General features: G+C 66.8%; 22 protein-coding genes and 2 pseudogenes. 7 read left to right on the plus strand and 17 right to left on the minus strand.

Annotation, left to right across the window (positions count from 1 at the left end):
* Positions 1–4: 4 nt before the first annotated feature.
* From ftsH to ABIB45_RS10980, 5 genes are all read right to left on the minus strand, one after another.
* Positions 5–2,071 (minus strand): ATP-dependent zinc metalloprotease FtsH, encoded by a 2,067-nt coding sequence (gene ftsH, locus ABIB45_RS10960; RefSeq protein WP_354215887.1) that lies wholly within the window; start codon positions 2,069–2,071, stop codon positions 5–7.
* Positions 2,072–2,191: 120 nt separating this feature from the next.
* Positions 2,192–3,307, minus strand: a complete 1,116-nt coding sequence (locus ABIB45_RS10965; RefSeq protein WP_354215888.1) for a LacI family DNA-binding transcriptional regulator — start codon at positions 3,305–3,307, stop codon at positions 2,192–2,194.
* Between the two features lie 96 nt (positions 3,308–3,403).
* Positions 3,404–3,955, minus strand: a complete 552-nt coding sequence (gene hpt / locus ABIB45_RS10970; RefSeq protein WP_354215889.1) for a hypoxanthine phosphoribosyltransferase — start codon at positions 3,953–3,955, stop codon at positions 3,404–3,406.
* Between the two features lie 31 nt (positions 3,956–3,986).
* Entirely contained in the window at positions 3,987–5,048 is a 1,062-nt protein-coding gene (gene tilS, locus ABIB45_RS10975) for a tRNA lysidine(34) synthetase TilS (protein WP_354215890.1), read from the minus strand.
* 78 nt (positions 5,049–5,126) lie between these two features.
* Complete coding sequence (locus ABIB45_RS10980) at positions 5,127–6,260, minus strand: Rv3626c family coenzyme F420 biosynthesis-associated protein (protein ID WP_354215891.1); 1,134 nt, start codon at positions 6,258–6,260, stop codon at positions 5,127–5,129.
* Positions 6,261–6,434: 174 nt separating this feature from the next.
* Here ABIB45_RS10980 and ABIB45_RS10985 point away from each other — a divergent pair, with 174 nt between their 5' ends.
* Complete coding sequence (locus tag ABIB45_RS10985) at positions 6,435–6,608, plus strand: hypothetical protein (protein ID WP_354215892.1); 174 nt, start codon at positions 6,435–6,437, stop codon at positions 6,606–6,608.
* A 4-nt stretch (positions 6,609–6,612) separates the two neighbouring features.
* Here ABIB45_RS10985 and dacB read toward each other — a convergent pair whose 3' ends face one another.
* Positions 6,613–8,124, minus strand: coding sequence for a D-alanyl-D-alanine carboxypeptidase/D-alanyl-D-alanine endopeptidase (dacB, locus tag ABIB45_RS10990; RefSeq protein WP_502909134.1), 1,512 nt, complete (start codon positions 8,122–8,124; stop codon positions 6,613–6,615).
* Positions 8,125–8,277: 153 nt separating this feature from the next.
* On the opposite strand from dacB, the gene ABIB45_RS10995 reads away from it, so the two are divergent.
* A complete protein-coding gene (locus tag ABIB45_RS10995; protein ID WP_248763190.1) occupies positions 8,278–8,766 on the plus strand; it encodes an inorganic diphosphatase in 489 nt (162 codons plus the stop codon).
* A gap of 153 nt (positions 8,767–8,919) precedes the next feature.
* Positions 8,920–10,245: a carboxylesterase family protein gene (locus ABIB45_RS11000; protein ID WP_354215893.1), complete on the plus strand. Its 1,326-nt coding sequence runs from the start codon at positions 8,920–8,922 to the stop codon at positions 10,243–10,245.
* A 91-nt stretch (positions 10,246–10,336) separates the two neighbouring features.
* Here ABIB45_RS11000 and ABIB45_RS22600 read toward each other — a convergent pair.
* The 3 genes and pseudogenes from ABIB45_RS22600 to ABIB45_RS22610 all read right to left on the minus strand — a co-directional run.
* A pseudogene (locus ABIB45_RS22600) lies at positions 10,337–10,576 on the minus strand (phosphoketolase family protein); the annotation flags it as partial.
* A complete protein-coding gene (locus ABIB45_RS22605) occupies positions 10,573–10,833 on the minus strand; it encodes a phosphoketolase family protein (RefSeq protein ID WP_502914530.1) in 261 nt (86 codons plus the stop codon). The pseudogene ABIB45_RS22600 and the gene ABIB45_RS22605, both read right to left, overlap by 4 nt.
* Positions 10,817–11,426 (minus strand): annotated as a pseudogene (locus tag ABIB45_RS22610) (phosphoketolase family protein); the annotation flags it as partial. The gene ABIB45_RS22605 and the pseudogene ABIB45_RS22610, both read right to left, overlap by 17 nt.
* Before the next feature lie 152 nt (positions 11,427–11,578).
* Between ABIB45_RS22610 and ABIB45_RS11010 the strand changes: the two are divergent.
* The gene (locus tag ABIB45_RS11010) at positions 11,579–12,178 is read left to right on the plus strand and encodes a hypothetical protein (RefSeq protein ID WP_354215894.1); all 600 of its coding nucleotides are present in this window, start codon (positions 11,579–11,581) and stop codon (positions 12,176–12,178) included.
* 66 nt (positions 12,179–12,244) lie between these two features.
* On the opposite strand, the gene ABIB45_RS11015 is transcribed toward ABIB45_RS11010, so the two are convergent.
* The 3 genes from ABIB45_RS11015 to serS all read right to left on the minus strand — a co-directional run bounded on the left by ABIB45_RS11015 (position 12,245) and on the right by serS (position 15,252).
* Positions 12,245–13,105: an HAD family hydrolase gene (locus tag ABIB45_RS11015; RefSeq protein ID WP_354215895.1), complete on the minus strand. Its 861-nt coding sequence runs from the start codon at positions 13,103–13,105 to the stop codon at positions 12,245–12,247.
* A gap of 492 nt (positions 13,106–13,597) precedes the next feature.
* Positions 13,598–13,774 carry a hypothetical protein gene (locus ABIB45_RS11020; RefSeq protein ID WP_354215896.1) on the minus strand — a complete coding sequence of 59 codons (177 nt, stop codon included), beginning with the start codon at positions 13,772–13,774 and terminating at the stop codon, positions 13,598–13,600.
* Between the two features lie 197 nt (positions 13,775–13,971).
* Positions 13,972–15,252: a serine--tRNA ligase gene (serS, locus tag ABIB45_RS11025; protein ID WP_354215956.1), complete on the minus strand. Its 1,281-nt coding sequence runs from the start codon at positions 15,250–15,252 to the stop codon at positions 13,972–13,974.
* Positions 15,253–15,341: 89 nt separating this feature from the next.
* On the opposite strand from serS, the gene ABIB45_RS11030 reads away from it, so the two are divergent.
* Positions 15,342–16,391: a diacylglycerol/lipid kinase family protein gene (locus tag ABIB45_RS11030; RefSeq protein ID WP_354215898.1), complete on the plus strand. Its 1,050-nt coding sequence runs from the start codon at positions 15,342–15,344 to the stop codon at positions 16,389–16,391.
* Positions 16,392–16,426: 35 nt separating this feature from the next.
* Here the strand turns inward: ABIB45_RS11030 and ABIB45_RS11035 are convergent, their stop codons facing one another.
* From ABIB45_RS11035 to ABIB45_RS11045, 3 genes are all read right to left on the minus strand, one after another.
* Entirely contained in the window at positions 16,427–16,633 is a 207-nt protein-coding gene (locus ABIB45_RS11035; protein ID WP_354215899.1) for a hypothetical protein, read from the minus strand.
* Between the two features lie 84 nt (positions 16,634–16,717).
* A complete protein-coding gene (gene pheA / locus ABIB45_RS11040) occupies positions 16,718–17,695 on the minus strand; it encodes a prephenate dehydratase (protein ID WP_354215900.1) in 978 nt (325 codons plus the stop codon).
* Between the two features lie 42 nt (positions 17,696–17,737).
* On the minus strand, positions 17,738–18,064 hold the full coding sequence (locus ABIB45_RS11045; RefSeq protein WP_354215901.1) for a rhodanese-like domain-containing protein: 327 nt from the start codon (positions 18,062–18,064) through the stop codon (positions 17,738–17,740).
* A 138-nt stretch (positions 18,065–18,202) separates the two neighbouring features.
* On the opposite strand from ABIB45_RS11045, the gene ABIB45_RS11050 reads away from it, so the two are divergent.
* Entirely contained in the window at positions 18,203–19,654 is a 1,452-nt protein-coding gene (locus tag ABIB45_RS11050; RefSeq protein ID WP_354215902.1) for an amidase, read from the plus strand.
* 85 nt (positions 19,655–19,739) lie between these two features.
* Positions 19,740–19,943: a hypothetical protein gene (locus tag ABIB45_RS11055; RefSeq protein ID WP_354215903.1), complete on the plus strand. Its 204-nt coding sequence runs from the start codon at positions 19,740–19,742 to the stop codon at positions 19,941–19,943.
* A gap of 159 nt (positions 19,944–20,102) precedes the next feature.
* Here ABIB45_RS11055 and ABIB45_RS11060 read toward each other — a convergent pair whose 3' ends face one another.
* Together ABIB45_RS11060 and ABIB45_RS11065 are read right to left on the minus strand one after the other, a co-directional pair.
* A complete protein-coding gene (locus ABIB45_RS11060; protein ID WP_354215904.1) occupies positions 20,103–20,321 on the minus strand; it encodes a DUF4190 domain-containing protein in 219 nt (72 codons plus the stop codon).
* Positions 20,322–20,641: 320 nt separating this feature from the next.
* Positions 20,642–21,505 (minus strand): nuclease-related domain-containing protein, encoded by an 864-nt coding sequence (locus ABIB45_RS11065; RefSeq protein WP_354215905.1) that lies wholly within the window; start codon positions 21,503–21,505, stop codon positions 20,642–20,644.
* Positions 21,506–21,685 lie beyond the last annotated feature (180 nt).

Raw genomic sequence — 21,685 nt, forward strand, 5'->3', positions numbered from 1 at the left:
AAGCTTAGCCGCGCAGGGCGTCAGGCCCCGAGTCGGGAATGCCGCCCTGGAACGGAGCATCCTCCGGGACACCCTGCGGGTGCGGGGGCTGTGCGTCCAACGGCTCCTCCAGGCGGGCCCGCTTGGCTTCCTCCTGGGCTTCGCGCTCGGCCTTCTCCTGACGGGATTCCACCGGGCCGGCCTGCTGGACCGGGCGGGTCTCCTTGGACAGCCACACCTCGCGGAAGTCACGCTTGCGGATGTCGCTGAAAATCTCTGCGATCTCGGCCTGGTTCAGGGTTTCCCGTTCCAGGAGTTCTAGGGCCAGCTGGTCCAGGACGTCGCGGTTTTCGATGAGGATGGCGTACGCCTCGTCGTGCGCCTGGTCGATCAGACGGCGCACTTCCTCATCCACTACGAAGGCGATCTGGTCGGAGAAGTTGCGCTCGTGGCCGGCGTCGCGGCCCAGGAAGGGTTCGCCGCCGCCCTGGCCGAGCCGTACTGCACCGACACGCTCGCTCATGCCGTATTCGGTAACCATCTTGCGGGCCGTGGAGGTTGCCTTTTCGATGTCGTTGGAGGCACCGGTGGAGGGATCGTGGAAGACTATTTCCTCCGCAACGCGGCCGCCCATAGCGTAGGCCATCTGGTCCAAAAGCTCGTTGCGCGTCACGGAGTACTTGTCGTTCTCCGGCACCACCATGGTGTAACCCAGGGCTCGGCCGCGGGGCAGGATGGTGATCTTGGTGACCGGCGCAGAGTTCCGCAGCGCCGCGGCCACGAGGGCGTGGCCACCTTCGTGGTACGCAGTGATCTTGCGCTCGTGTTCCTTCATAACGCGGCTGCGCTTCTGCGGGCCGGCCATTACGCGGTCGATCGCTTCGTCCAGGGCGCGGTCATCAATGAGGTTGGCGTTGGAACGGGCCGTCAGCAGCGCGGCTTCGTTGAGGACGTTGGCGAGGTCGGCACCCGTGTAGCCGGGGGTCTTCTTGGCCACGCTCTTGAGGTCAACGCCGGGCGCCATAGGCTTGCCCTTGGCGTGGACCTGCAGGATCTGGTCGCGGCCGATCAGGTCCGGCGCGTCTACGGTAATCTGGCGGTCGAACCGGCCCGGGCGCAACAGCGCCGGGTCCAGGACGTCCGGACGGTTGGTGGCCGCGATCAGGATCACGTTGGTCTTGACGTCGAAGCCGTCCATTTCCACCAGCAGCTGGTTGAGGGTCTGCTCGCGTTCGTCGTTGCCGCCGCCGATGCCTGCGCCGCGGTGGCGGCCGACGGCATCGATCTCATCAACGAAGATGATGGCGGGCGAGTTGGCTTTCGCCTGCTCAAAGAGGTCGCGGACACGGGATGCGCCCACGCCCACAAACATCTCTACGAAGTCCGAGCCGGAGATGGAGAAGAACGGCACCCCGGCCTCGCCGGCGACTGCGCGGGCCAGGAGGGTCTTGCCGGTACCGGGAGGGCCGTACAGCAGCACACCCTTGGGGATCTTGGCGCCCACGGCCTGGAATTTGGCCGGTTCCTGCAGGAACTCCTTGATTTCCTGGAGTTCCTCCACGGCTTCATCCGCGCCGGCAACGTCAGCGAACGTCACCTGCGGCATGTCCTTGTTGACCATCTTGGCCTTGGACTTGCCGAACTGCATGATCTTCGAGCCGCCGCCCTGCATGCGGGTCATCAGGAACCAGAACAGTGCGCCGAGCAGGATGACGGGGATCAGCAGCGAGAGCAGCCCGGAGAACCAATTGCTTTCGATCGGCTGGTCCGTGTAGCCGTTGGCCGGCTTGGCATCGGTCACGGCCTTGACCACGTTCGCGGCGCGGGCGTCGACGTAGAAGAACTGGACGCTCTTTCCCTTGTCCTGTCCGTCGACGTTGAGGCTGTCCTTCAGGACCAGGTCAACACGGTTTTCGCCGTCGAAGATCTTTGCCTGTTCAACCTTGCCGCCGTCGGCGAGGAGCCCAAGGCCCTTGTCGGTGTCGATCCGTGCCGCACCACCGGGAGCCAATGTTGCAAAGGCCACGAGGAGCATGGCGATCACAACAACGATCCAGATGCCCGGGCCCTTGAAGAAACTCTTAGCTTTCATCTGTTCGGGGGCTGGCCCCGTCCCTCCTGGTAGTGCTGCACGGCGAGTAGTCCACGCGCGTGTGGTGCTGCATCAGCTACTAGCTATACACCGTCCGGAGTAATTCACGCACGGTGCCGCTCAAAAGTTCCCTCTGGGCGTAGCGGTTCCGCGGGGCGGTGCCACCGATCCGCGTTTCACCAGCAGGCATGCGGTGACTTCTTTCGAGTTGGCACGGCGGGCCGTGTCCGAGGTGTCCTCGATGGCGTCCATCAGGATTTCGGCGGCCCTGGCCGCCAGTTCGGCAAGGGGCAGCGCCACCGTGGTGAGTGCCGGGTACAGGCTCGCGCCGATCCCTTCACGGTCGGCGAGGGCCACCACGGAGAGGTTTGCGGGGATGGCGAGTCCCAGTTCGGCGGCGGCGCGGTAGGCGCCCATGGCCACCCGGTCATCGTGACACACCAGCCCGGTTGGCCTGTTCGCGCGCGCCAGCATCCGGCGGGCGGCCTCGTAGCCGCCCTGCTCCAAGGGTTGGGCGGACTCAGCGGGCGGGGCGGACACAAGGGGAACAGAATCAACCGGCGCCGCACCGCCGTCGAGCCCTGCAGCGGACAAGGCGCCCCGGAAGCCGCTGAGGCGGTCCTGGGCGGCCGGCGTGCCGTCGGCGTTGTTGATGAACCCAATACGGGTGTGCCCTGCTGCAAGGAGGCATCGGACGGCGTCCCGGGCGCCGCCGTCGTGGTCCGGCACCACTGCGGCGATGCTGCCGTTGGTACTGACGGCGTTCACCAGCACCGCCGGTACGCTGCCGAGGTTGGCCGGTCCCGGAAGCTGCCGGAAGTGGAGCGGGGCGTACATGATGCCGTCCACCCGGCGCTTCAGGAGGGACTCGACGCCGGCCTCCCGCGACTCGTCGCTCGCGGACCCGTCGGTCGCGGAGGCAGGGACGTTGATGACCACGAGGTGGTAGCCGCGGGCGCGGGCAGCCTCATCGGCCCCGAGGATGATCTGCCCGGCGTGGGGACCGGCGCCGATGTCCTCGATGGCCAGCCCCAGTAGGGCTGTCCGGCTGGTCCGCAGGGCGCGTGCAACACTGTCCGGCCCGTAGCCCAACTGTCCTGCAGCGGACCTGACCCGTTCCCGGGTCTCCCGACTGATCCTGGCGGACGCCACGTTGTTCAGGACGTGAGACACCGTGGTGGCAGAGACGCCGGCGGCGGCCGCAACGTCCTTGATGCCGACGTTCTTGCCGCTCACATCTCTCCCCGCTCATTTAAATGCCGCGAGATGGCATTTCAAGGCAAGGCGCGGGCGCGCGAATGCCATGGAACGCCATCTCGGCGGGAAGAAGGTTTACTCGTAGACGTGCGGGGCGAGGGTGCCCACGAAGTCCAGGTTGCGGTACCTCTCGGCGTAATCCAGGCCGTAGCCCACCACGAACTCGTTGGGGATGTCATAGCCGACGTACTTGACGTCGATTTTAACCTTGGCGGCCGTGGGCTTGCGGAAGGCGGTGCAGATTTCCACCGACGCTGTGCCGCGGGATTCGAGGTTGGTCTTGAGCCAGGACAGCGTCAGACCCGAGTCGATGATGTCTTCAACGATCAGGACGTCCTTGCCCATCAGGTCCGTGTCCAGGTCCTTGAGGATGCGGACCACGCCGGAGGACTGGGTGCCGGAGCCGTAGGAGGACACTGCCATCCAGTCCATCGACACGTGGCTGTGGAGTGCGCGGGCGAGGTCGGCCATGACCATCACAGCGCCCTTGAGTACGCCGACGACGAGGATTTCGCGGCCTTCGTAGTCCTTGTCAATCTCTGCAGCGAGCTCGGTGATCCGCTGTTGGATCTGTTCCTTGGTGTAGAGAACGTGCTTGAGATCTGCCTGGACGTCGTTTGAATCCACCAATGGCTCCTGTGTAGATGCGGGGGTGCGACTATTCTTGGGGCGGTTTTTGAGGCCGGAATACTAGCTTCCCACAGCGCGCCGCTTCGCGGGGAACGGAAGTGCCGCCGTCGGTCCCGTCCGTGGTCCTGCTCCGCTGGCCGGCGGCGTCCAGCTGCGCCAGTGACAGCCGGTAGACGCTCACGCCGCCGGGGAGCTCCACGGGACCGGCGGAGCCCTGCCGCCGCAGCAGCGCTTCCGCGGCCAGAAGGCGGTGGTAGCTGGGTTGTTGACCCCCGACGTCGGCCGCCGCCTTGGCGATCACCCGGAACCTGATGGCCGGGGAAAGTTCACCGAGGGCGTCTTCGGGCAGGCTGATTTCCGGGCCGGAACGCTGCGCCAAACCGGCGTATGTGCGTTCTGCCACGTCCTCCAGGTAGTCGGCGTCCAGCTGCAGGATGGCGGCCGTCCGGGCGAGCGATTCAGCCACGCCGGGCCCGAGTTTTTCCTCCAGCAGCGGCAGCACTTCCACCCGGGTCCGGGAGCGGGCGAAGGACGGATCCGAATTGCTCGGATCGTGCCAGGGCGCCAGTTCCTCCACATGGCAGATCTCCAGGGTTTCCTCGCGGCGCAGGCCCAGGAAGGGCCGGAGCAGCAGGCCGCGGGCAGGCCGCATTCCGGCCAGCGAGCGGGTGCCGGAGCCGCGGGCCAGGCCGAGGAGAACCTGTTCGGCCTGGTCGTCCAGCGTGTGGCCCAGCAGGACCGCGGCGGCGCCCTGCTCGCGGGCCGCGGCGTCAAGCGCTGCGTGGCGGGCATCGCGGGCGGCAGCCTCAGGGCCCATGCCTGTGGGCGCCACATCGACCGTCCGGACCTCCACCGGTGAGAGCCCCAGTTCCTTCAGTGCCTGGGCCGCGGCCGCAGCAACCTGGGCCGACCCCTCCTGCAGCTGGTGGTCCACCACCACGGCGCCCACCGTCAGCGGGTGCCCGTCAACGTGGCCGCGGCGGGCAAAGTAGGCGGCCACGGCGGCGAGCGCCAGGGAGTCCGGGCCGCCGCTGCACGCCACCAGCACGTGGGCCGGGTAGCCGGCCTCCGCCAGGGCGTTCTGGAGCATCTTGCGCGCTTTGCCGACGACGGGCGCCAGCCTGCCGGGCCGCCGTCGGCCGCTTGAAGCGTTAGGGAAACCGGGCACCTACAAACCCATCCGGTCAACCCACAGCTTGGGCTCGTGGATTTCAGGCTCGGTGGGAAGGTTGTCCGCGGACTCCCAGACCCTGTTAAAGCCCTCCATCCCGGCGACGGCTACTACGGCGCGGACAAACTTGGCGCCGTCGGAGTACTGGCGCATCTTGGCATCGAGACCCAGCAGGCTGCGGATGAATTTCTCGATGACGCCGCGGTCCTTGCCGCGGTCGGTGAAGCGCTGCCGGATAGTCTTGACCGACGGGACGATGCTGGCGTCGACGGCGTCCATCACCACGTTCGCGTGGCCCTCCAGCAGGCTCATCACAGCCGTCAGGTGCGAGAGGGACGCCTTTTCCTCAGGGTTCTGCAGCAGGTCCAGGATGGCGCCGCGGCCGGGGGTGTGGCCGTCTGCGGTCCGGTCCTTCAGGGAGCGGGCGGCGGCGGAGGCCCGCTCCATCAGGGAATCGACGTTGCCCAGCAGGTGGACGCTGAGGTTATCGATCTCGGACAGCATGTGGTGGCGGAGCCAGGGCGCGGCCGCGAACTGAACGCGGTGCGTCTGCTCATGGAGGCAGACCCAGAGCCGGAAATCCTCTGGGGTGACGTTGAGTTCCCGCTCCACAGACACGATGTTGGGGGCCACCAGCAGCAGCCTTCCACCGGCGGGCGCTTTGGAACCTTCGGCGAGCGCGGCGAACGGATCGTATTGGCCCAGGACCTTGCTGGACAGGAACGCCAGGACAGCGCCGAGTTGGCTGCCCGTGATGGCGCCGCTGACGCTGGCCGCCGCCGGGCTGACCGTACCGCGGCGACTTTCGAGCATCTTTTCCATGGCGGGCTTGAGCATCACCGCGAAGCTCTGGGTGTTGGCCTTGGCCCAGTTTGCCCGGTCGACTACCAGGACAGAGGAGTCGCGGAGGTCCCTCGCGGCCTCGAGGCCAGTGATCTCGTGGACGTGGGGGACGGAGGCATCCGCGAGGCGGCGCAGGCTGTCCACGGCCTCGCCGATTTCCGCCGAGCCGAGCGTTGGACCCGCGGAAGCCAGCCGGGCGGCGGTGGATGCGGCCAGGTCCCAGTTAATCAGGGCCTGGGCCGGGCTGGATGATACCGGTGCGGACGAATCACGTGCAGTGGACTCCATAGCCCCATCACATCACAGCCTTCGGCGGATGGCCCTTAAGTTCGCTGACCGGCGAACGCCCTGGCCGTGGTGGGCGCCCCCGGCCGACCGGTTCACAGCCACCCACAGGTGAGGGAAAGCGGCGTGACAGCTCCCGCCGGCAAAGTGGTCATAACCGCCCCGAAAGGAGAACCCATGGTCCCCTACCGTCCTGTTCCTCCCCTTACCCTCGGACCCGGCGGGGGCTGGAAGTCGGTGGTCGCCGCCGTCGTGATGGCCGGTCTGCCGGGCACTACCGCGACCTCCGCAGTGGCCGCAGACCTGGACTTTTCGGTAATGGCGCCCGTGGACAGTTCCGGAAAGCCGTGAGCCGTTACCGGCAGCCGCAGGCAGCCAGTGCGGCGGCCGCGCGGTCCACGGCCTGCCGGTTGCCGGCGGCACCAGGCGCCAGTCCGTTGCCGATGAACGAGAACACCAGGAGCCTGCCGTCGGCGTCCACCACGTATCCGCTGAGTGCGATCACTGTGTTCAGCGTGCCCGTTTTGGCCCGGACCAGGCCCGCGCCCCGGGACGATGCCGCGTCCTCGTAGCGGTCGTGCAGGGTTCCGGTCAGTCCTGCCACCGGGAAGCCGTCCAGTGCGGCCCGGAGCCGGGGATCGGTTCCGCTGGTGATGGCACGCACCGCGCCGGCGAACTGGCGGGCAGACGCCTGGTTGCCGATGGCGAGACCGGACACGTCCGCGAACCGCATACTGCCGGTGTCAATGCCGATTTCGGCGAGCTGGGCGCGGACGGTGGCCGTGGCGCCGTCGTTACTCGCGGACTCCCCCGCAGCCGCCGCTGCCATCCGGCCCAGGACCTCCGCCAGGTAGTTGTCCGAGGTCTCCAGCATCAGGCCCACCTGTTCGCCGACCGTGGCGGACTGGACCTCCGCCAGCGCGGTGGGCGCGCTGCCAGTGGTTTCGGGAGCGGCGCCGGGCCCGGCTTCGGGCGCCGGGGAACGTCCGACGCGGGCCGCTACCGTAAGTCCCGCAGCTGTGCCGGCCGCCTTGAGCTGCGCGGCGAACGCCTCCCCGGCCGTGAGCGCCGAGTCCTGCGGGCGGGCGCCGGTGGTGACGGCGGGGTTGTATCGCGCGGCGTTCAGGGCGAGCGGGAACAGCGGCGCAACCTCACCGGCCGCAACGTCGCCGTCAGCCCAGGCTGGGTTCAACGCGGGTCCGCTGAATAGGGAATCGTCTACCAGGACCGTTAGCTCGCCGGTTGTTCCGCTGGCCTGGAGCGCTGCCACCGTGGAGGTGGCGAGCGTGGCGAGCCCGGCGTGTCCCATCACTCGGTCCGGCGCGGATTCGCCGGCACCGAGGAGGACATCTCCGCCTCCGGTGAGCACCACCTGGTTGGCGGCGGCACCGGCCAGTACCCTGGTGCTGAACCGGTGCTCAGGACCGAGCGACTGCAGGGCGGCCACTGCAGTGAATAGCTTCATGTTTGACGCGGGGATCCGGTTGTCCGACCCGCCTCTGTTAAAGAGGACATCGCCGGTGTGCGCATCCTGGACAAGCCCGGTGAAGGTGCCGTCGCCGTCGGGCCTTAACACAGCGTCCAGCTGCGCCGTGACGGCGGGCGGCAGCGGCAACGGCGCGCTGTCCGCGAGCGGGGGCAGGCCTTGCCGGGCAGCGAGCGTGGCCGGCGGCAGCTGCCAGCCGGGTGTTACGGGCGCCGCCACGGGAGGCGGTCCCACGAAAGCCGGGGCGATCAGCCAGCCGGCCGGGAGGCCCAAAATGACCATCAAAGCCAGGAGGAGCGCAGTAGGCCAGGCCCGTAGTCCGCGGTTGAACATCCGCCGCAAAGCGTCCATGAACCCGCCGGGGCGCGCTGTTTCCTTCATGCTGGTGCTGGTCCTCAAGTCCTGAAATTTCCCCACAAGTTCCTGAAACCTGGGCCTCTCGCTATATCCTCAATAGTAGTCGGCGGCACCGACACTCCTTTTGTGGTTCGTCTCCTGTGCCGCGAACCCCCTGCAATTGCCGAGGAGCATTCCATGAAGCATGACGTGACCATCGAGATTCCCAAGGGATCACGCGTCAAGTACGAAGTTGACCACGAGACCGGCCGCGTCCGCCTGGACCGCGTCCTCTTCACTTCCATGCAGTACCCCACGCACTACGGGTTCTTCGAGAACACCCTCGGCGAAGACGGCGATCCGCTGGATGCACTGGTGCTCCTGCAGGATTTCGACCTGCACCCGGGAGTCATTGTTGAGTCCCGCCCCATCGGCGTTTTCAACATGACCGACGACGGCGGCGGAGACGCCAAAGTCCTGTGCGTTCCGGTTGACGCCCGCTTCGACCACATCCAGGAAATCAGCGATGTCAGCGACTTCCTGATCAAGGAAATCGAGCACTTCTTTACCCGTTACAAGGACCTGGAGCCGGGCAAGTGGGTCAAGGCTGAGGGCTGGGGCGACCGCGCCGCCGCCGAGGCCGAGCTGGAAGCCTCCATCAAGCGTTACGTGCCGGCAGCTCACTAATCCCCACCGCTTAAAGCAACGCGGGGTCACTTCGCGCCCAATCCGCCGGCGGCATTGGGCCGAAAGCGACCCTCCCTTTCCGCGACCTACCCTCGCAAGCTCGGCCAGGGAACCCTGCGGATGTGGGCCCATGTTGTGGTTTAAGGTTGGTCGGTGAGTTCCGAGCCTTTATTTACTCCTCCGTGCGGTCCGATCAGCGGGTGGCGGGACGGCGAAGTGGTGCGTGCTACCGGCATCCCCTACGCCACCGCCGGCCGCTTCCAGCCTCCAATGGCCGCGCCTGACCGGACCCCGCCCTTTGCCGCGACCAGTCCCGCGCCGGCCTGCCCGCAGGGTCCCGTTCCGTTCCTCGACGACGTCCTGGGCACCCGCTACGGCGAGCTCCCCGGCAGCGAGGACTGCCAGCGCTTGTCCATCACCGTGCCGGCGGGCTTGGCCGACGGCGAGCAGGTACCGGTCATGGTGTGGCTGCACGGCGGTTCGTACACGTCGGGATCCGGTGATTTGGCCATCTTCGACGCCACGTCCCTGGTTGCCGAGAACCGCGTGATCGTGGTGTCCGTAACCTACCGGCTTGGCCTGTTCGGCTACCTGTCCACCAACACCGGCAGGCCTGCCAACCTCGGCCTGCTGGATCAGCTGGAAGCGTTCCGCTGGGTGCAGCGCAACATCGCCGCTTTCGGCGGTGATCCCCGACGCGTCACGGCGTTCGGCCAGTCAGCCGGCGGCGACTCCGTGGCCCACCTCATGGCAACGCCCGAGGCGCCGTCCCTGTTCCAGCGGGCCATCATCCAGAGCGCGCCGCTGGGGATCACCCGCGGCCGGCACAAGATGAGCCATGCCATGGGCATCGCCGCGGAAGCCGTCACCGAAGACACTCCGGCCATGGAGGTTGTCGCCATTGAGGACCACGTGTCGCAGGTGGCCCGGAAGTACGGGCTCATGGCGGCCATGCCATTCGGCACGCAATACGGGCACGCCCCGCTGCCGCCCGAAGCCGAGATTGAGGCCGCCTGGAATGAGACAGCGCCTGGCATCGAGGTACTGATCGGGCACACCTCCGATGAAGCCCGCCTGTTCCTGCCGCGCAGCCCGTTCGTCAGCCGGCTGGGCCAGGTTCCCCTGCTCGGCACCGCCGTCGTCAGGGCCATCAACTGGGCTGTGACGGAGGCGGTGTACGGCCGTGCGGCCCGCAAGTTCGCCCGCCGCCATGCCCGGGCCGGCGGCAAGGCCTACAGCTACCTGCTGTCCTGGGGTGCGCCCGGGAACTTCTACCGCGCCGCCCACACCGTTGACCTGCCGCTGCTCTTTGGAAACCAGCAGACCTGGGCCGCTGCCGGGCTCCTTACCGGCGCAACGTGGGAAGAGATCGACGCCGTTGGCAGTGAGGTGCGCAGGTTGTGGGCGGCGTTCGCCCGGGGTGACGGACTGGGTGCGACGGGCGGAATTCCCGGCACCCTTCAGTACCGCGCGGCCTGACCCATTGCCAGCAACGCGGGGTCAGATTGTGCCCAACACGGTCAAAGGCGTCGATGGCCCGCTGGTAGCGGTCCACGCCGTTGAGCATGGCCATGTCGAACGGCGTGGTGGCGGTCCCCTCGTCCTTATAACCGCAGACGTGCAGGCCCTCCTGCTGGGTTCGGCGGTATGCCAGCCGGTGGATCAGCGACGGATAGCCGTGGTAGGCGAAAATGATCGGCTTGTCCGGCGTGAAGATCCCGGCCACGTAGCGCGACGTCAGGCCATGCGTGTGCCCACTCGCGTCCTGGAGCCGCATCAGCTCCACCACGTTGACCACCCGGACCTTCATCCCGGGGCCCCTTCTTTCCGGGGCTCGGCAGCCGCGACGGTTTCCCCGGTGGGCACATCCCCGGCGCACGCGAGCACCACGTCGGGGTCCGCCCCCGCTACCTCGGACCCCGCAAACTTCCAAATGCCCAGCCCGCGCCGGCAGTGGTTGGCGGCGTCGGCCGGCCCCAGCCAGGTGGGCCCCAGCCAGCCCTTGCACAGGTGCTCGCCCAGCACCTCCAGGACCCGGCCGGACGGCGCAGGGCAGCACGGCGCCATCGTGGGCCGGGTCCAGGACGTTGTGTGAGTGCCAGCTCGCCGCGAGCGGCCCCGTTTCCGCTTCGCCGTCGCCCATTACGACGGCGGTGATCAGCTTGGGATTGTCGGACACAGACCCGTAGGCGTGGGCCAGCGCGTACCCCAGTTCGCCTCCCTGCCTGATGGACCCGGGGGTCTCCGGCGCCGCATGGCTGGGAATGCCACCGGGATACGAAAACTGGCGGAACAGCTCTGCCATCCCCGCCTCGTCCGGGCCCGCGGCTCCATAGATTTCGGAGTAAGTCCCCTCCAGCCAGGCGTTCGCCATCACGGCCGGCCCGCCATGGCCGGGGCCGGCAACGAAGGGCATCTCCTGGCAGTCCCGCCGGACCACGCGGTTCAAGTGGGCGTAGACAAAGTTCAGGCCCGGACTGGTCCCCCCAGTGGCCCAGAAGCCGGGACCTGGTGTGGTCCGCGGCGAGGGGTTCGCGCAGCAGCGGGTTGGAGCGGAGGTAGATTTGCCCCACCGACAGGTAGTTGGCTCCCCGCCACCACCGGTCCACGAGGTCCAGTTCGTCCTGCGTCATATGGTCCTGCTCCGGGCTGCCGGTCATAACCGTCCTCACGTCGCTGCGCGCCGCCCCTTGGCATCCGTGCCTCCATCGCAACATCTTCGGCGCGCTGGCACAATCCGGCAGACCCTCCCTGCGTGCGGCTCCCGTCCACTTGCCATCGGTCTGCTACCAGCGGGTAGTCTGTTTTTCACATGTTCACGTTGACCATCAACCAGACCGATAGCCGGCGCGACGGCGACCGCGTCCCTCAACTGTTGAAGGACCTGCGGCACATTCCTGCGTGCCTTGATTTTGACCGCTCGGTGGAGGATGAAGTCCAAGGAATTGTCGACTGCCCGCATCAGGCGGTGGAAGCGTCTCTGATTGCCCTGCGCTGTGGCTCCTGGTATGTAGGCCTGGGGGTTGGGCCCGTCAACGAGCCGCTGCCCAACCAGATCAAGGACGCCTCCGGCCATAGTCTGGTTTACGCCCGGCGCGCGGTTGACCGGCTCCGCAACGGCAAAGAGCGAATTCCCGTTGCCGTGGAGGGTCCCCTCGCGGACCTCGCGCACGAAGCCGAAGCCGTCCTCCGGCTCCTGGGCCACATCGTGAGAGGCCGGTCCGATGCGGAGTGGCGGGTCCTTGACCTGATGACCCCGGGCGTCCGCGGACAGCAGAAAGCGGTGGCACACGAACTCGGGATCACCACGCAGGCTGTCAGCAAAGCGGTGGCCCGGGCGCAATGGACCGAGGAACACGCTGCTCGGCCGGCGGTTGCCCGGCTCCTGGCGCTCATCCTCGAGGTGCGCTGAACGGTCCCGCTACCGGTGTGCGTTCGCAGTAGGCCTCGCCGGAAGCCGCATGGGCGGAAGCAGCCCTTACGGGAGGAGGCTGCGGAGCACGTGGGCGGCGCCGTCGTCGAACACTGACGCGGTAACCTCATCCGCCGCGGCGATGACTTCCTCCGGGGCCTGGCCCATGGCGACGCCCCGTCCGGCCCAGCCCAGCATTTCGATGTCGTTGCGGCCGTCTCCGATGGCAACGGTGCGGTGGGACTCTGTCCCCAACTGGCCGCGGAGCCGCTCCAGCGCACTGGCCTTGGTGACGCCCGCCGCGGCGATGTCCAACCATGCGGTCCAGCCGACGGAGTACGTGACGCCGGCCAGGCCGATCTGCTGGATGGTCTCGGAGAACTCCTCCGGCGTGTTCTCGGTGCTGAACACCACCAGGCGGACTGCTGTGGCTTCGAGCAGCGTCTGGAAGTCGACGCCGATCGCCTCAACGCCGAAGCTGGCGTCCTGGAAGCGTTCGGTGGCGAGGAAGTTGCCGTCCTCGTCCTCGAGTGCGTACTTGGCGGTGGGCAGGCGTTCGCGGAGGGCGCGGAGGGCCGGGGCGGGATCGAACGTGGATTTGTGGATGATCTCGTAACCGTCGGCCAGGTCCGGATCCAGCCGGAGGGTCACTCCGCCGTTGCAGCAGACGGCGTAGCCGGTGTGGATGCCAATCTGCTCGATGATGGGCAGCGTGGCGTTCAGGGAACGGCCGGTGGCGATCAGGACGTCGTGCCCCGCAGCCACCACGGCTTGGGCGGCCTCCCGGACCGGCGCGGACATGTGGCCGTCGTGGTCCACCAAGGTGCCGTCCACGTCCAGGGCCACCATGAACTTGGTGGTGGTGTTTTCGTTTGCGATCCGCTGGTCATCGATGCCAGCAACTGCGGTTTCAGTCAATGTAGTCATGCATCCAGTAGACCAGAGGTCCACTCACACCGGCTAGGACGCAGGCCACAGCACCCAATGAACACACGCTTAATACTCACAGGTTATCCCCGGTGTGAGTGTTAACCTGTGGCCGCTTGCACCTAGCCCCCTCGTGCAGAAATTCCCCGCCAACGGGTCAAATCCCCGCCGCGTTCCCCGGGGAAAGGTCCGTCTCGAGGGGAATGGCCGGGACTTATCCACATGAGGGCACACACGGCTGGCTGGGCACCGGCATTCAGCCAAGCATGGAGTCATGGAAACCGCTCCCCCGGCCCTTGTCCTCGCCCGCTACCGGCGCGCCCTCACCGGAAGCGACCGTAGCCTGAGCCGCGGCTATAACAAGGGCGAGTTGGTCCGCGTCAGGGCGGGCGTCCACTACAGCAGGGATTCATGGCTCGCACTCAAGCCTCGGGAACGCTATTCGATGACGGTGGCCGCTGTGGCGGCCAGTGACCCCTCGGCAAACTTCTGCTACCTGACCGCCCGGAGGATCTGGCGGTTGACGGGGAGGGATTCATTGCGCGGACGGACTTCTATTGGCCCGCATACGGCGTCATCGGGGAGTTCGACGGCGATGCCAAGTACCTCGACGACGAACTCCTGGCCGGCCGCAGCACGCGGGAAGCCATTCTGGCCGGAAAGAAGCATGAAGATCGGCTGCGTGCGCTCGGCTACACAGTTGTCGGTGGGGACTGGAAGTCCCTAACCAGCCCGGAGCTGCTGGGGCGGAAGCTCGCAGCGGCCGGCATCCGCAAAAAGAAATCCCCGCCGCATGGTCTGATCCCCTTGGCGTTAGCCGGGGAATGGACCATGCGGCGGGATTTCTTCGCGCAGCTGCAGAAAACTTAGAGGACGGGGAAGACTTCCATGCCGCCCAGGTAGTTCCGCAACGCGGCCGGGACGGTGACCGAGCCGTCGGCGTTCTGGTGGTGCTCCAGGATGGCCACGATCCAGCGGGTGGTGGCCAGGGTGCCGTTGAGGGTGGCCACGGCGCGGGTGCCCTTGGCCACGCCTTCGCTGGTGAGCACACGCTCACGGATGTTCAGGCGGCGGGCCTGGAACGTGGTGCAGTTCGAGGTGGAGGTCAGTTCACGGTAGGCGCCCTGCGTGGGGACCCACGCTTCGCAGTCGAACTTGCGGGCGGCGGACATGCCAAGATCTCCGGCGGCGGTGTCGATGACCCGGTACGGCAGCTCGCACTTGGCCAGCATCTCCTCTTCCCAGGCCAACAGCCTCTTGTGCTCCGCAGCTGCCTCTTCAACGGTGGTGTAGATGAACATCTCCACCTTATTGAACTGGTGAACGCGGATGATCCCGCGGGTGTCCTTGCCGTGGGAGCCGGCTTCACGGCGGTAGCAGGAGCTCTGGCCGGCAAACCGGATGGGCCCGGCCGTGAGGTCCAGGATCTCGTCCGCGTGGTAGCCGGCCAGGGCCACCTCGGAGGTTCCCACGAGGTAAAGGTCGTCTTCGGCGAGGCGGTAGATCTCGGCGTCGTGCTTTACATCAAATCCGGTGCCCTGCATGGTCTCCGGGCGCACCAGGGTGGGCGTGATCATGGGGACGAAGCCGGCTTCGATGGCCTGATCCATGGCCATCTGCAGCAGCGCCATCTCAAGGCGTGCACCCACGCCGCGCAGGAAGTAGAACCGCGAGCCTGACACCTTGGCGCCGCGCTCCATGTCGATCGCGCCGATCAGTTCGCCGATTTCCAAGTGGTCCTTGGGCTCGAAGTCCGGGAACTCGCGGGGCGTTCCGACGGTCTTGACCACAACGTAGTCGTCCTCGCCGCCCTCGGGGACGCCGTCCTCAATGAGGTTCGGGATGGCGCGCAGCAGTTCATCCTGCTTGGCCTGCACAGCGTCAGCTTCGGCGGAGGCGGCCTTGACCGTGTTGGCCAGTTCCTTGACTTCGACGAGAAGGGCTTTCTTCTCATCGCCCTTGGCCTGCGCCACCTTCTTGCCGAAAATGTTCTGTTCCGCGCGGAGGTTTTCATACCGGATCAGGGCAGCCCTGCGGGCGGAGTCTGCGGCGATGATCGCATCCACCACTGATTCGTCGGCGCCGCGGGCGCGCTGGCTGGCACGGAACTTGTCCGGGTTTTCGCTGAGGTCTTTTACGTCGATCACCAAACAAGAGTATCTAAATCCGGCGAACGCAGGGCTGCCGCCCGGACGCGGGTATGCCGGCGCCGCGGCCGGGATACTGTTGAAGCACCATGAACGACTGGCTTCTTTACCTCCTGAGCGCGGCGGCGCTGGCTTTCGCTGTCTCCAGTTGGTGGGGCGTGCGGAAGCTCAAGGCCCTGCACGTGCGGAGTGCTGTGCACGAGGATGCGCACGAAACGGGCCTAGGCCAGCAGCGCGTGGCGGTCATCCTCAATCCCGTCAAGGCGCGCGCCCCCGAGGCGAAAGAAGCCATCCAACGCGCATGCCTCACTGCCGGCTGGGAGGATCCAATCTTTTTAGAGACGACGGCGGAGGACCCGGGATACTCCCAGGCCAAGGCTGCGATGGACTACAAGGCCGACGTCGTCCTGGTGGGCGGCGGCGACGGTACCGTGCGGGTGGTGGCTGAGTCGCTCGCGCACACGAATGTGGCCATGGGCCTCATTCCGTTGGGAACCGGGAACCTGCTGGCACGCAACGTCGACCTGGACGTTTACGATCTCCGCGCGAGCGTCCAGACTGCGCTGTTCGGCCAGCAGCGCTACATCGACACAGCCCGAATGGGCATCGAAAACTCCCGCACTGGCCACTTCTCCGAACACGTGTTCCTGGTGATCGCCGGGATCGGCATGGACGCGGAAATCCTGGGGGACACCAATGCCGGCCTCAAGAAAGCGGTGGGGTGGCTGGCCTATACCGAGGCCGGCATGCGTCACCTGCCTGGCCGGCGGAGGAAGGTTTCCGTCGCCCTTGATGACAACGCGGAGCAGGTGCGGAACATCCGCAGCGTACTTTTCGCCAACTGCGGGTTGGTGCCGGGCGGCATCGATTTCATCCCCGAAGCCATGATCGACGACGGCATGCTCGACGTCGTGGTGATGAGCCCGAGGAGCGCCATCGGCTGGCTGGCCATGTACGCGAAAATCCTCTTCAAGCACAAAGGCAACCTGCCCATCATGACCATCTACCGGGCGGGGAAAATCGTCATCAAGTGCCCGGAGCCCATGCCTACACAGATCGACGGCGACACGTCGGGTTTGGCCACCAAACTCACCGTCACGGTGGCGCCCCGCTCGCTCCTGATCAGGGTAAAGGGTTAGCAGGGCTAAAGCGGGCTCAGACACCGGCGGCGGGCTCAGGCACTGGCCTTCTTGGCGGCTTCCTCTGCGGCGGCCTTTGCGGCACGCGCCTCGGATTGCTCGCGGATCATGGCCTGCTCTTCTTCGAAACGCAGGCGGTCCGCGCGATCTGCCTCATCGCCGTCCCAGTCCTGGTTGTCTGCGGCGGGCTTGGGGTTAACGATCATGCCCTGGCCGTCATTGTCCGCGCTGCTGGTATTCATGACCTGCTCCCTTCGTTAGGGGCCGTCCCCCAAGTTGATCAGGTAAGCATACGCACAGTAACAATCGCGCGGAAGTACCTTGATCTACGCTGTGGGCGAAGCCCCGGAAGCGGTTTCAGGCGGAATGGATTCCCCTCTGAGGATTCCGGCCACCCATTGATGAGCTGCCTGGAATGCAGGGTCGGACGTGTGTGGTGCCACGACGACACCTTGTTCGTCCGCCCGACGATAGGAGCCCAGGAAGCGGGTGGCCGGGCTGATGCGGTGAAGCCCGGTTAGCGCATCAGCCACGCGGGCATCCTGCACATGACCGTCGGCGTCGATGCTGAAGAAGTAATGTCCGAGGTACTGCCCGGTGGGCCTGGATTCGATTCGGCTGAGGTTGACGCCCCGGGTGGCGAACTGGTCCAAAATCTCCATCAGCGCACCAGGCCTGTCCTCGGGCAGGGGGACCACCACGGTGGTTTTGTCGGCGCCCGTACGCTCTGGAAGGACGCCGGGCCGGCTTACCAGGATGAACCGGGTCACTGCACCCGGATTGTCGCCGATGTTTTCCGCCAAAACGGCAAGACCGGGTTGCTGCCGGGCCGCCATCGGTGCGCAGATCGCCGCGTCGTAGTGGGCGCCTTCAATCAAAAGCCCCATGGCGGCCGCGGCCGTTGAGTATCCGGGAACGTATTCTGCACCAGGAATATTCGTGTCCACCCACAGTCGGCACTGTGCCCACGCGTGGCCATGGGTGGAGACGCGGCGGATGTCAGCGAGTTGGACTCCCGGGCGCGCAACCAGCACAAAGCTGATGGGGACCAGCACCTCGCGGATGATGCGGAGTTCCGGTCCGCCAGCAATGGCATCGAGCGTGGCCGTGACGCCGCCTTCGACGGAATTCTCAATGGGGACCATGGCCGCATCCGCTGAGCCGTCACGCACCATGTCCAGCGCCGCACTCACGTTGGACGCCGGGATACGGATAGCCGCTGCGGCCCCAGGCACCAGCAGCAGCGCCGCCTCGGTGAAGGTGCCCTCGGGCCCGAGGAACGTGTACGTGGCGGGGGACGGCATTAAATATTCCTCTAGGGTGATGGACGAAGCGTGGGGTGGCAGCTACAGAACGAGCGGCTTGAGCCCGTTGTCGGATACCAAGGGCTTCCCCGACTCCATCCACTGGTCCATCCCGCCGGCAACGTTGATCGCCGCAAAGCCCTGTCCGGTGAGCCACTGTGCGGCGCGGAAGGACCGTCCGCCGGTGCGGCAGATAATGTACAGGTCCTGATCGGGATCCAACTCGTCCAGCCGTGCGGGCAGTTGGTCCAGCGGAATATGGACCGCACCCTCTGCGTGTCCCGCCACCCATTCGTAGTCTTCCCTGACGTCCAGGATAGCGGCGTCGGCCGGAACGTCGTTGACTGGCACGGATTCGAAATCGCTCACGGGAGTCCTCTTTCGGATGATCATGGTCTCCTCCCAGCCTAGCCCCAGCCTCCGCCATGCCCGCCGAAACCGTGCGCAGGTTACGCTTCTCATTGATCCTGAGGAGGAGCCTTGCCCGCTGCGCAGACGACAGCTTCGATGCCCGAGATCCCACTGTCAGCCGTTCAACTGCGGGATTCCCTTCGCTCCGGAGAACTCTCCGCGCGCGAAGCCACCGCGCACTTCCTGGCCCGCATCGCTGAGCGGAACCCCCTGCTGGGTGCGTTCGTCACCGTCACGGCAGAACAGGCAATGGCCGACGCCGGTGCCGCCGATGTCCGGTATGCCCGGTTTCGCAGCGGCCCGGGAAAGGGGGCGACGGACCCCGCCGGAGGCGCTGCCGAAAGCCTGCCACTCCTTCACGGCATGCCTCTTGGCTTTAAGGACCTGACCGATGTGGCCGGCGTGGTAACCACCCACGGCAGCGCGGCGCTGGACCACAAGCCTGCTCCCGCCGACGGGGCGCTCACTGCGCTCCTGAAGGCCGCGGGCGTGATCTCGCTGGGCAAGACCCAGGTTCCGGAGTTCGGGCTGACGGCATACAGCGAAAACCGCATCGCCCCGCCGTCGCGCAATCCGCACGCCCCCAGCCGGAGTTCCGGCGGCTCCTCCGGCGGCAGCGCCGCCGCAGTGGCCGCCGGTCTGCTCCCTTTCGCGCCCGGGACCGACGGCGGCGGTTCGATCCGTATCCCCGCGGCGGCCTGCGGACTGGTGGGACTCAAACCAGGCCGCGGCCAGGTGCCAGCGGGCGAGAGTTCGAGTGATCCCGCCGGCCTGGTGGTGGCGGGCCCGCTTGCCCGGACCGCCGCCGATGCCGCCCTGCTCATGGATGCCCTGGTGCCTTCCCTCAAAACCAGCTACCTCGAAGCGGTCCGGATTGAACCGCGTCCGTTGCGCATCGGCCTCACCCTGGACAGCCCCTGGTCCGCCATGTTCCCGTTCACGCCCGAACCGGAAGCCCTGGAGGCGCTGCGGACGGGCCGCGACATGCTGGAACATGCCGGGCATGCCGTTACCGAAGCCGCCATCCGCTACGACAACCGCTACCCGGACGCCTTCACCACAGCCTGGACAGCCGCCGTCGGGACAGCCCGGATCAGTCCGCAGCGGGAGGCGCTGCTGGCCCCGCTGACCCGGACCTTCCGGCGCAGGGCCCAACAGCGCAGTGCGTCCAAGCTGAACGAATCACTGGCCTTCCTACGCCGATTCCAGCGCGACACCACCGTGCAGTACGGGGCCTGGGACCTGATGCTGATGCCTGCCCTGGCGCAGACGCCACGGCCGGTGGGCTGGTTTACCGGCGCCACACACGGCGACGAGCGGTGGCCCGCCGCGGCATGGGCGGGCGACGCCGACGACGACTACCGCAGGCAGTGCGAATTCGCGCCGTGGTCCTCCATGGTGAACGTCTGCGGGCTGCCGGCCATCACGATCCCGGTGTATTGGACCGGCGGCCAGCCGGCTCACGGCCTCCCCATGGGCATCCAACTGGTGGGGCCGGCGGGATCGGAATTGCTCCTGCTGCAGGTGGCGGCGCAGTTGGGGTTCTGAAGTTGGCACGAACCGGTTCCCGGGTGTCGACTCCTGGACCGATGAGGAGGACGATTGAAGGACAGTCACTATGAGGAGGTCTGTGATGTGCTATTCATCGAGCAAGGATTTCGGGCGGGGTATCAAGAAGGACGCCACCCGCGAACCCGAAGCGCGCCAGCAGACACCGCCGGACCGTTCGGAGCCCACATTCACGGCTCAGGACTTCACCTTCTGGGCCTTCCCGCGTCGCCGGAAGACCCACGAAGCACAGGAACCTGCGGCTGAGCGCACCAGCGAGCGGGTCTGACCCCTTGGCCAAACCTGCTTGCCGAAAGGCCCCCGACCCGGGGGCCTTTCTACTGCCCGGCAGGGCACGGCGCCCCCGCCCAAAGTTGCTCGCTGGAACGCCCGCGCACCAAGTTTCCGCAGCGAAAACTAGATTCCTGCGGCGAAGCGTAGGGTCCGGCTAGTATCCGTACGATGTGCGGTACGCCATCAGCCCGAGGATGAGGAACAGCCAGAAGGCGCCGTAGCCGAGGAGGCACAGGTAGCCCAGGACAAGCCCCGTGATGGACATTCCTTTGCCGGACGGTTCGCGGCTCAGTGCCAGGTGGCCCGTGATGATCGCTGCGAGCTGCGGGATCATGAACCATCCCAGGAGGACCGAGGAAATACCGCAGACCATGCTGGTGATGCTGAGGCCTTGGGTTCGGCCTGCATGCCGTAGTACCCGGGCTGGCTATACTGGTCTGCGCCGGCCCGGCTCCAGTCATGTAGGGGCGGGGCGGGGATGTCGGAACCTTGGGGCGGAACAAACTGTGGCGGCTGGTAGCCGGTGGGCGAATCGCCCGTTCCTTGGGCGCCGGCCCCCTGCGATCGCGGACGCGGGGGTGTTTCGTCACTCATGGTTCTCCCCCTTCAAAGTCTGCGCGTTCCAGCCTACCGTTGCTCCCTGGACAGTCCTAGCGTCCCCAGCCGCGTCACTAACCTCTCAGGTCAATACACCTAGCCACCCCAATACGGCAGCACGTAGACCGCCAAAATTACAAAGCCGGCGAGGCACAGCAGCCTGCCCATTCCTGCGGCCGCCTGTTGCTGGGCACTCGATTTCCGGCCACCGCCGGGGCCAACTAAGCCGGCACTGCCAATGCGCCCGCGGCTGCCGGGCGGGAGCTGCCGGGGCCCCGGCCGTGCCGCCGGACGCTGTGAAACGCCCGGCCCACCAACGGGCGGCGTCCCCCCGGCGCGATGGACGGTCAACGACTTCAGGGCGGGACTTTCCGCTGCCGGTTCCTCGGTCAGTTGCCGCCCGAGGTGTTCATAGAGGCCCACCACCGTCTGCTGGTCGAGTACCGGAGGCAGTGCCAGCACGGCGTCCACAACACGGTCGGCGCCCGCCACGGCAACGTCCGCATTGGTGATCGCGAAGAGCTCAGGCTGGCCGGCGAGGCAGATCAGTGGGCGGACAAACCGGCGGTGGGCGGGCACGAGCACCGAGGCGACGACCGCGCACTGGGCCAGCGCACCCTCCACGGACTGCGTCCTGGCAAACCGGCCCTGCCACAGGACCCCGGCGGAAACGCGCACTTCACCTGTCCAGTTCTTGGTGTCCACCACCACCACGCCGCCAGGCCCCACCAGAACATGTTCCAGGATGGCTTTCGGCCGGCCTGGCCAATGCACGTCGTGGAGCAGAAACCAGCCGTGCGGGATGAGCCGGCTCAGCTGGTCGGCAACATTGCGTTCACCAACAGCACCTTCGTCCCAGGACTTTGTGGCCCGCTCGGCCTGGTCGAGTTGGCGCTTGAACCGCTGCACGCGCTCTGCAGCAAGCCTTGACTGCTCGGCCGTTCCGTCCCCTGCCACCATGACCGGTCCCCCACTTTCCTGGCGGCAGCACCGCCGCAGTGCCCGACGGCGGTGCTGCCGCCGTCGCGCATTCCTCCCTGACTTTTCCGAACCTAACAGCGGCAGCCGGTGCCGGTATATAGGTACTTTTGCGCCAAGTACTCAGGAAACCACTTGTTCATGACATTCCGCGTCACAGGG

The organism is Arthrobacter sp. UYCo732, from assembly GCF_040547265.1.
GTDB lineage: Bacteria > Actinomycetota > Actinomycetes > Actinomycetales > Micrococcaceae > Arthrobacter.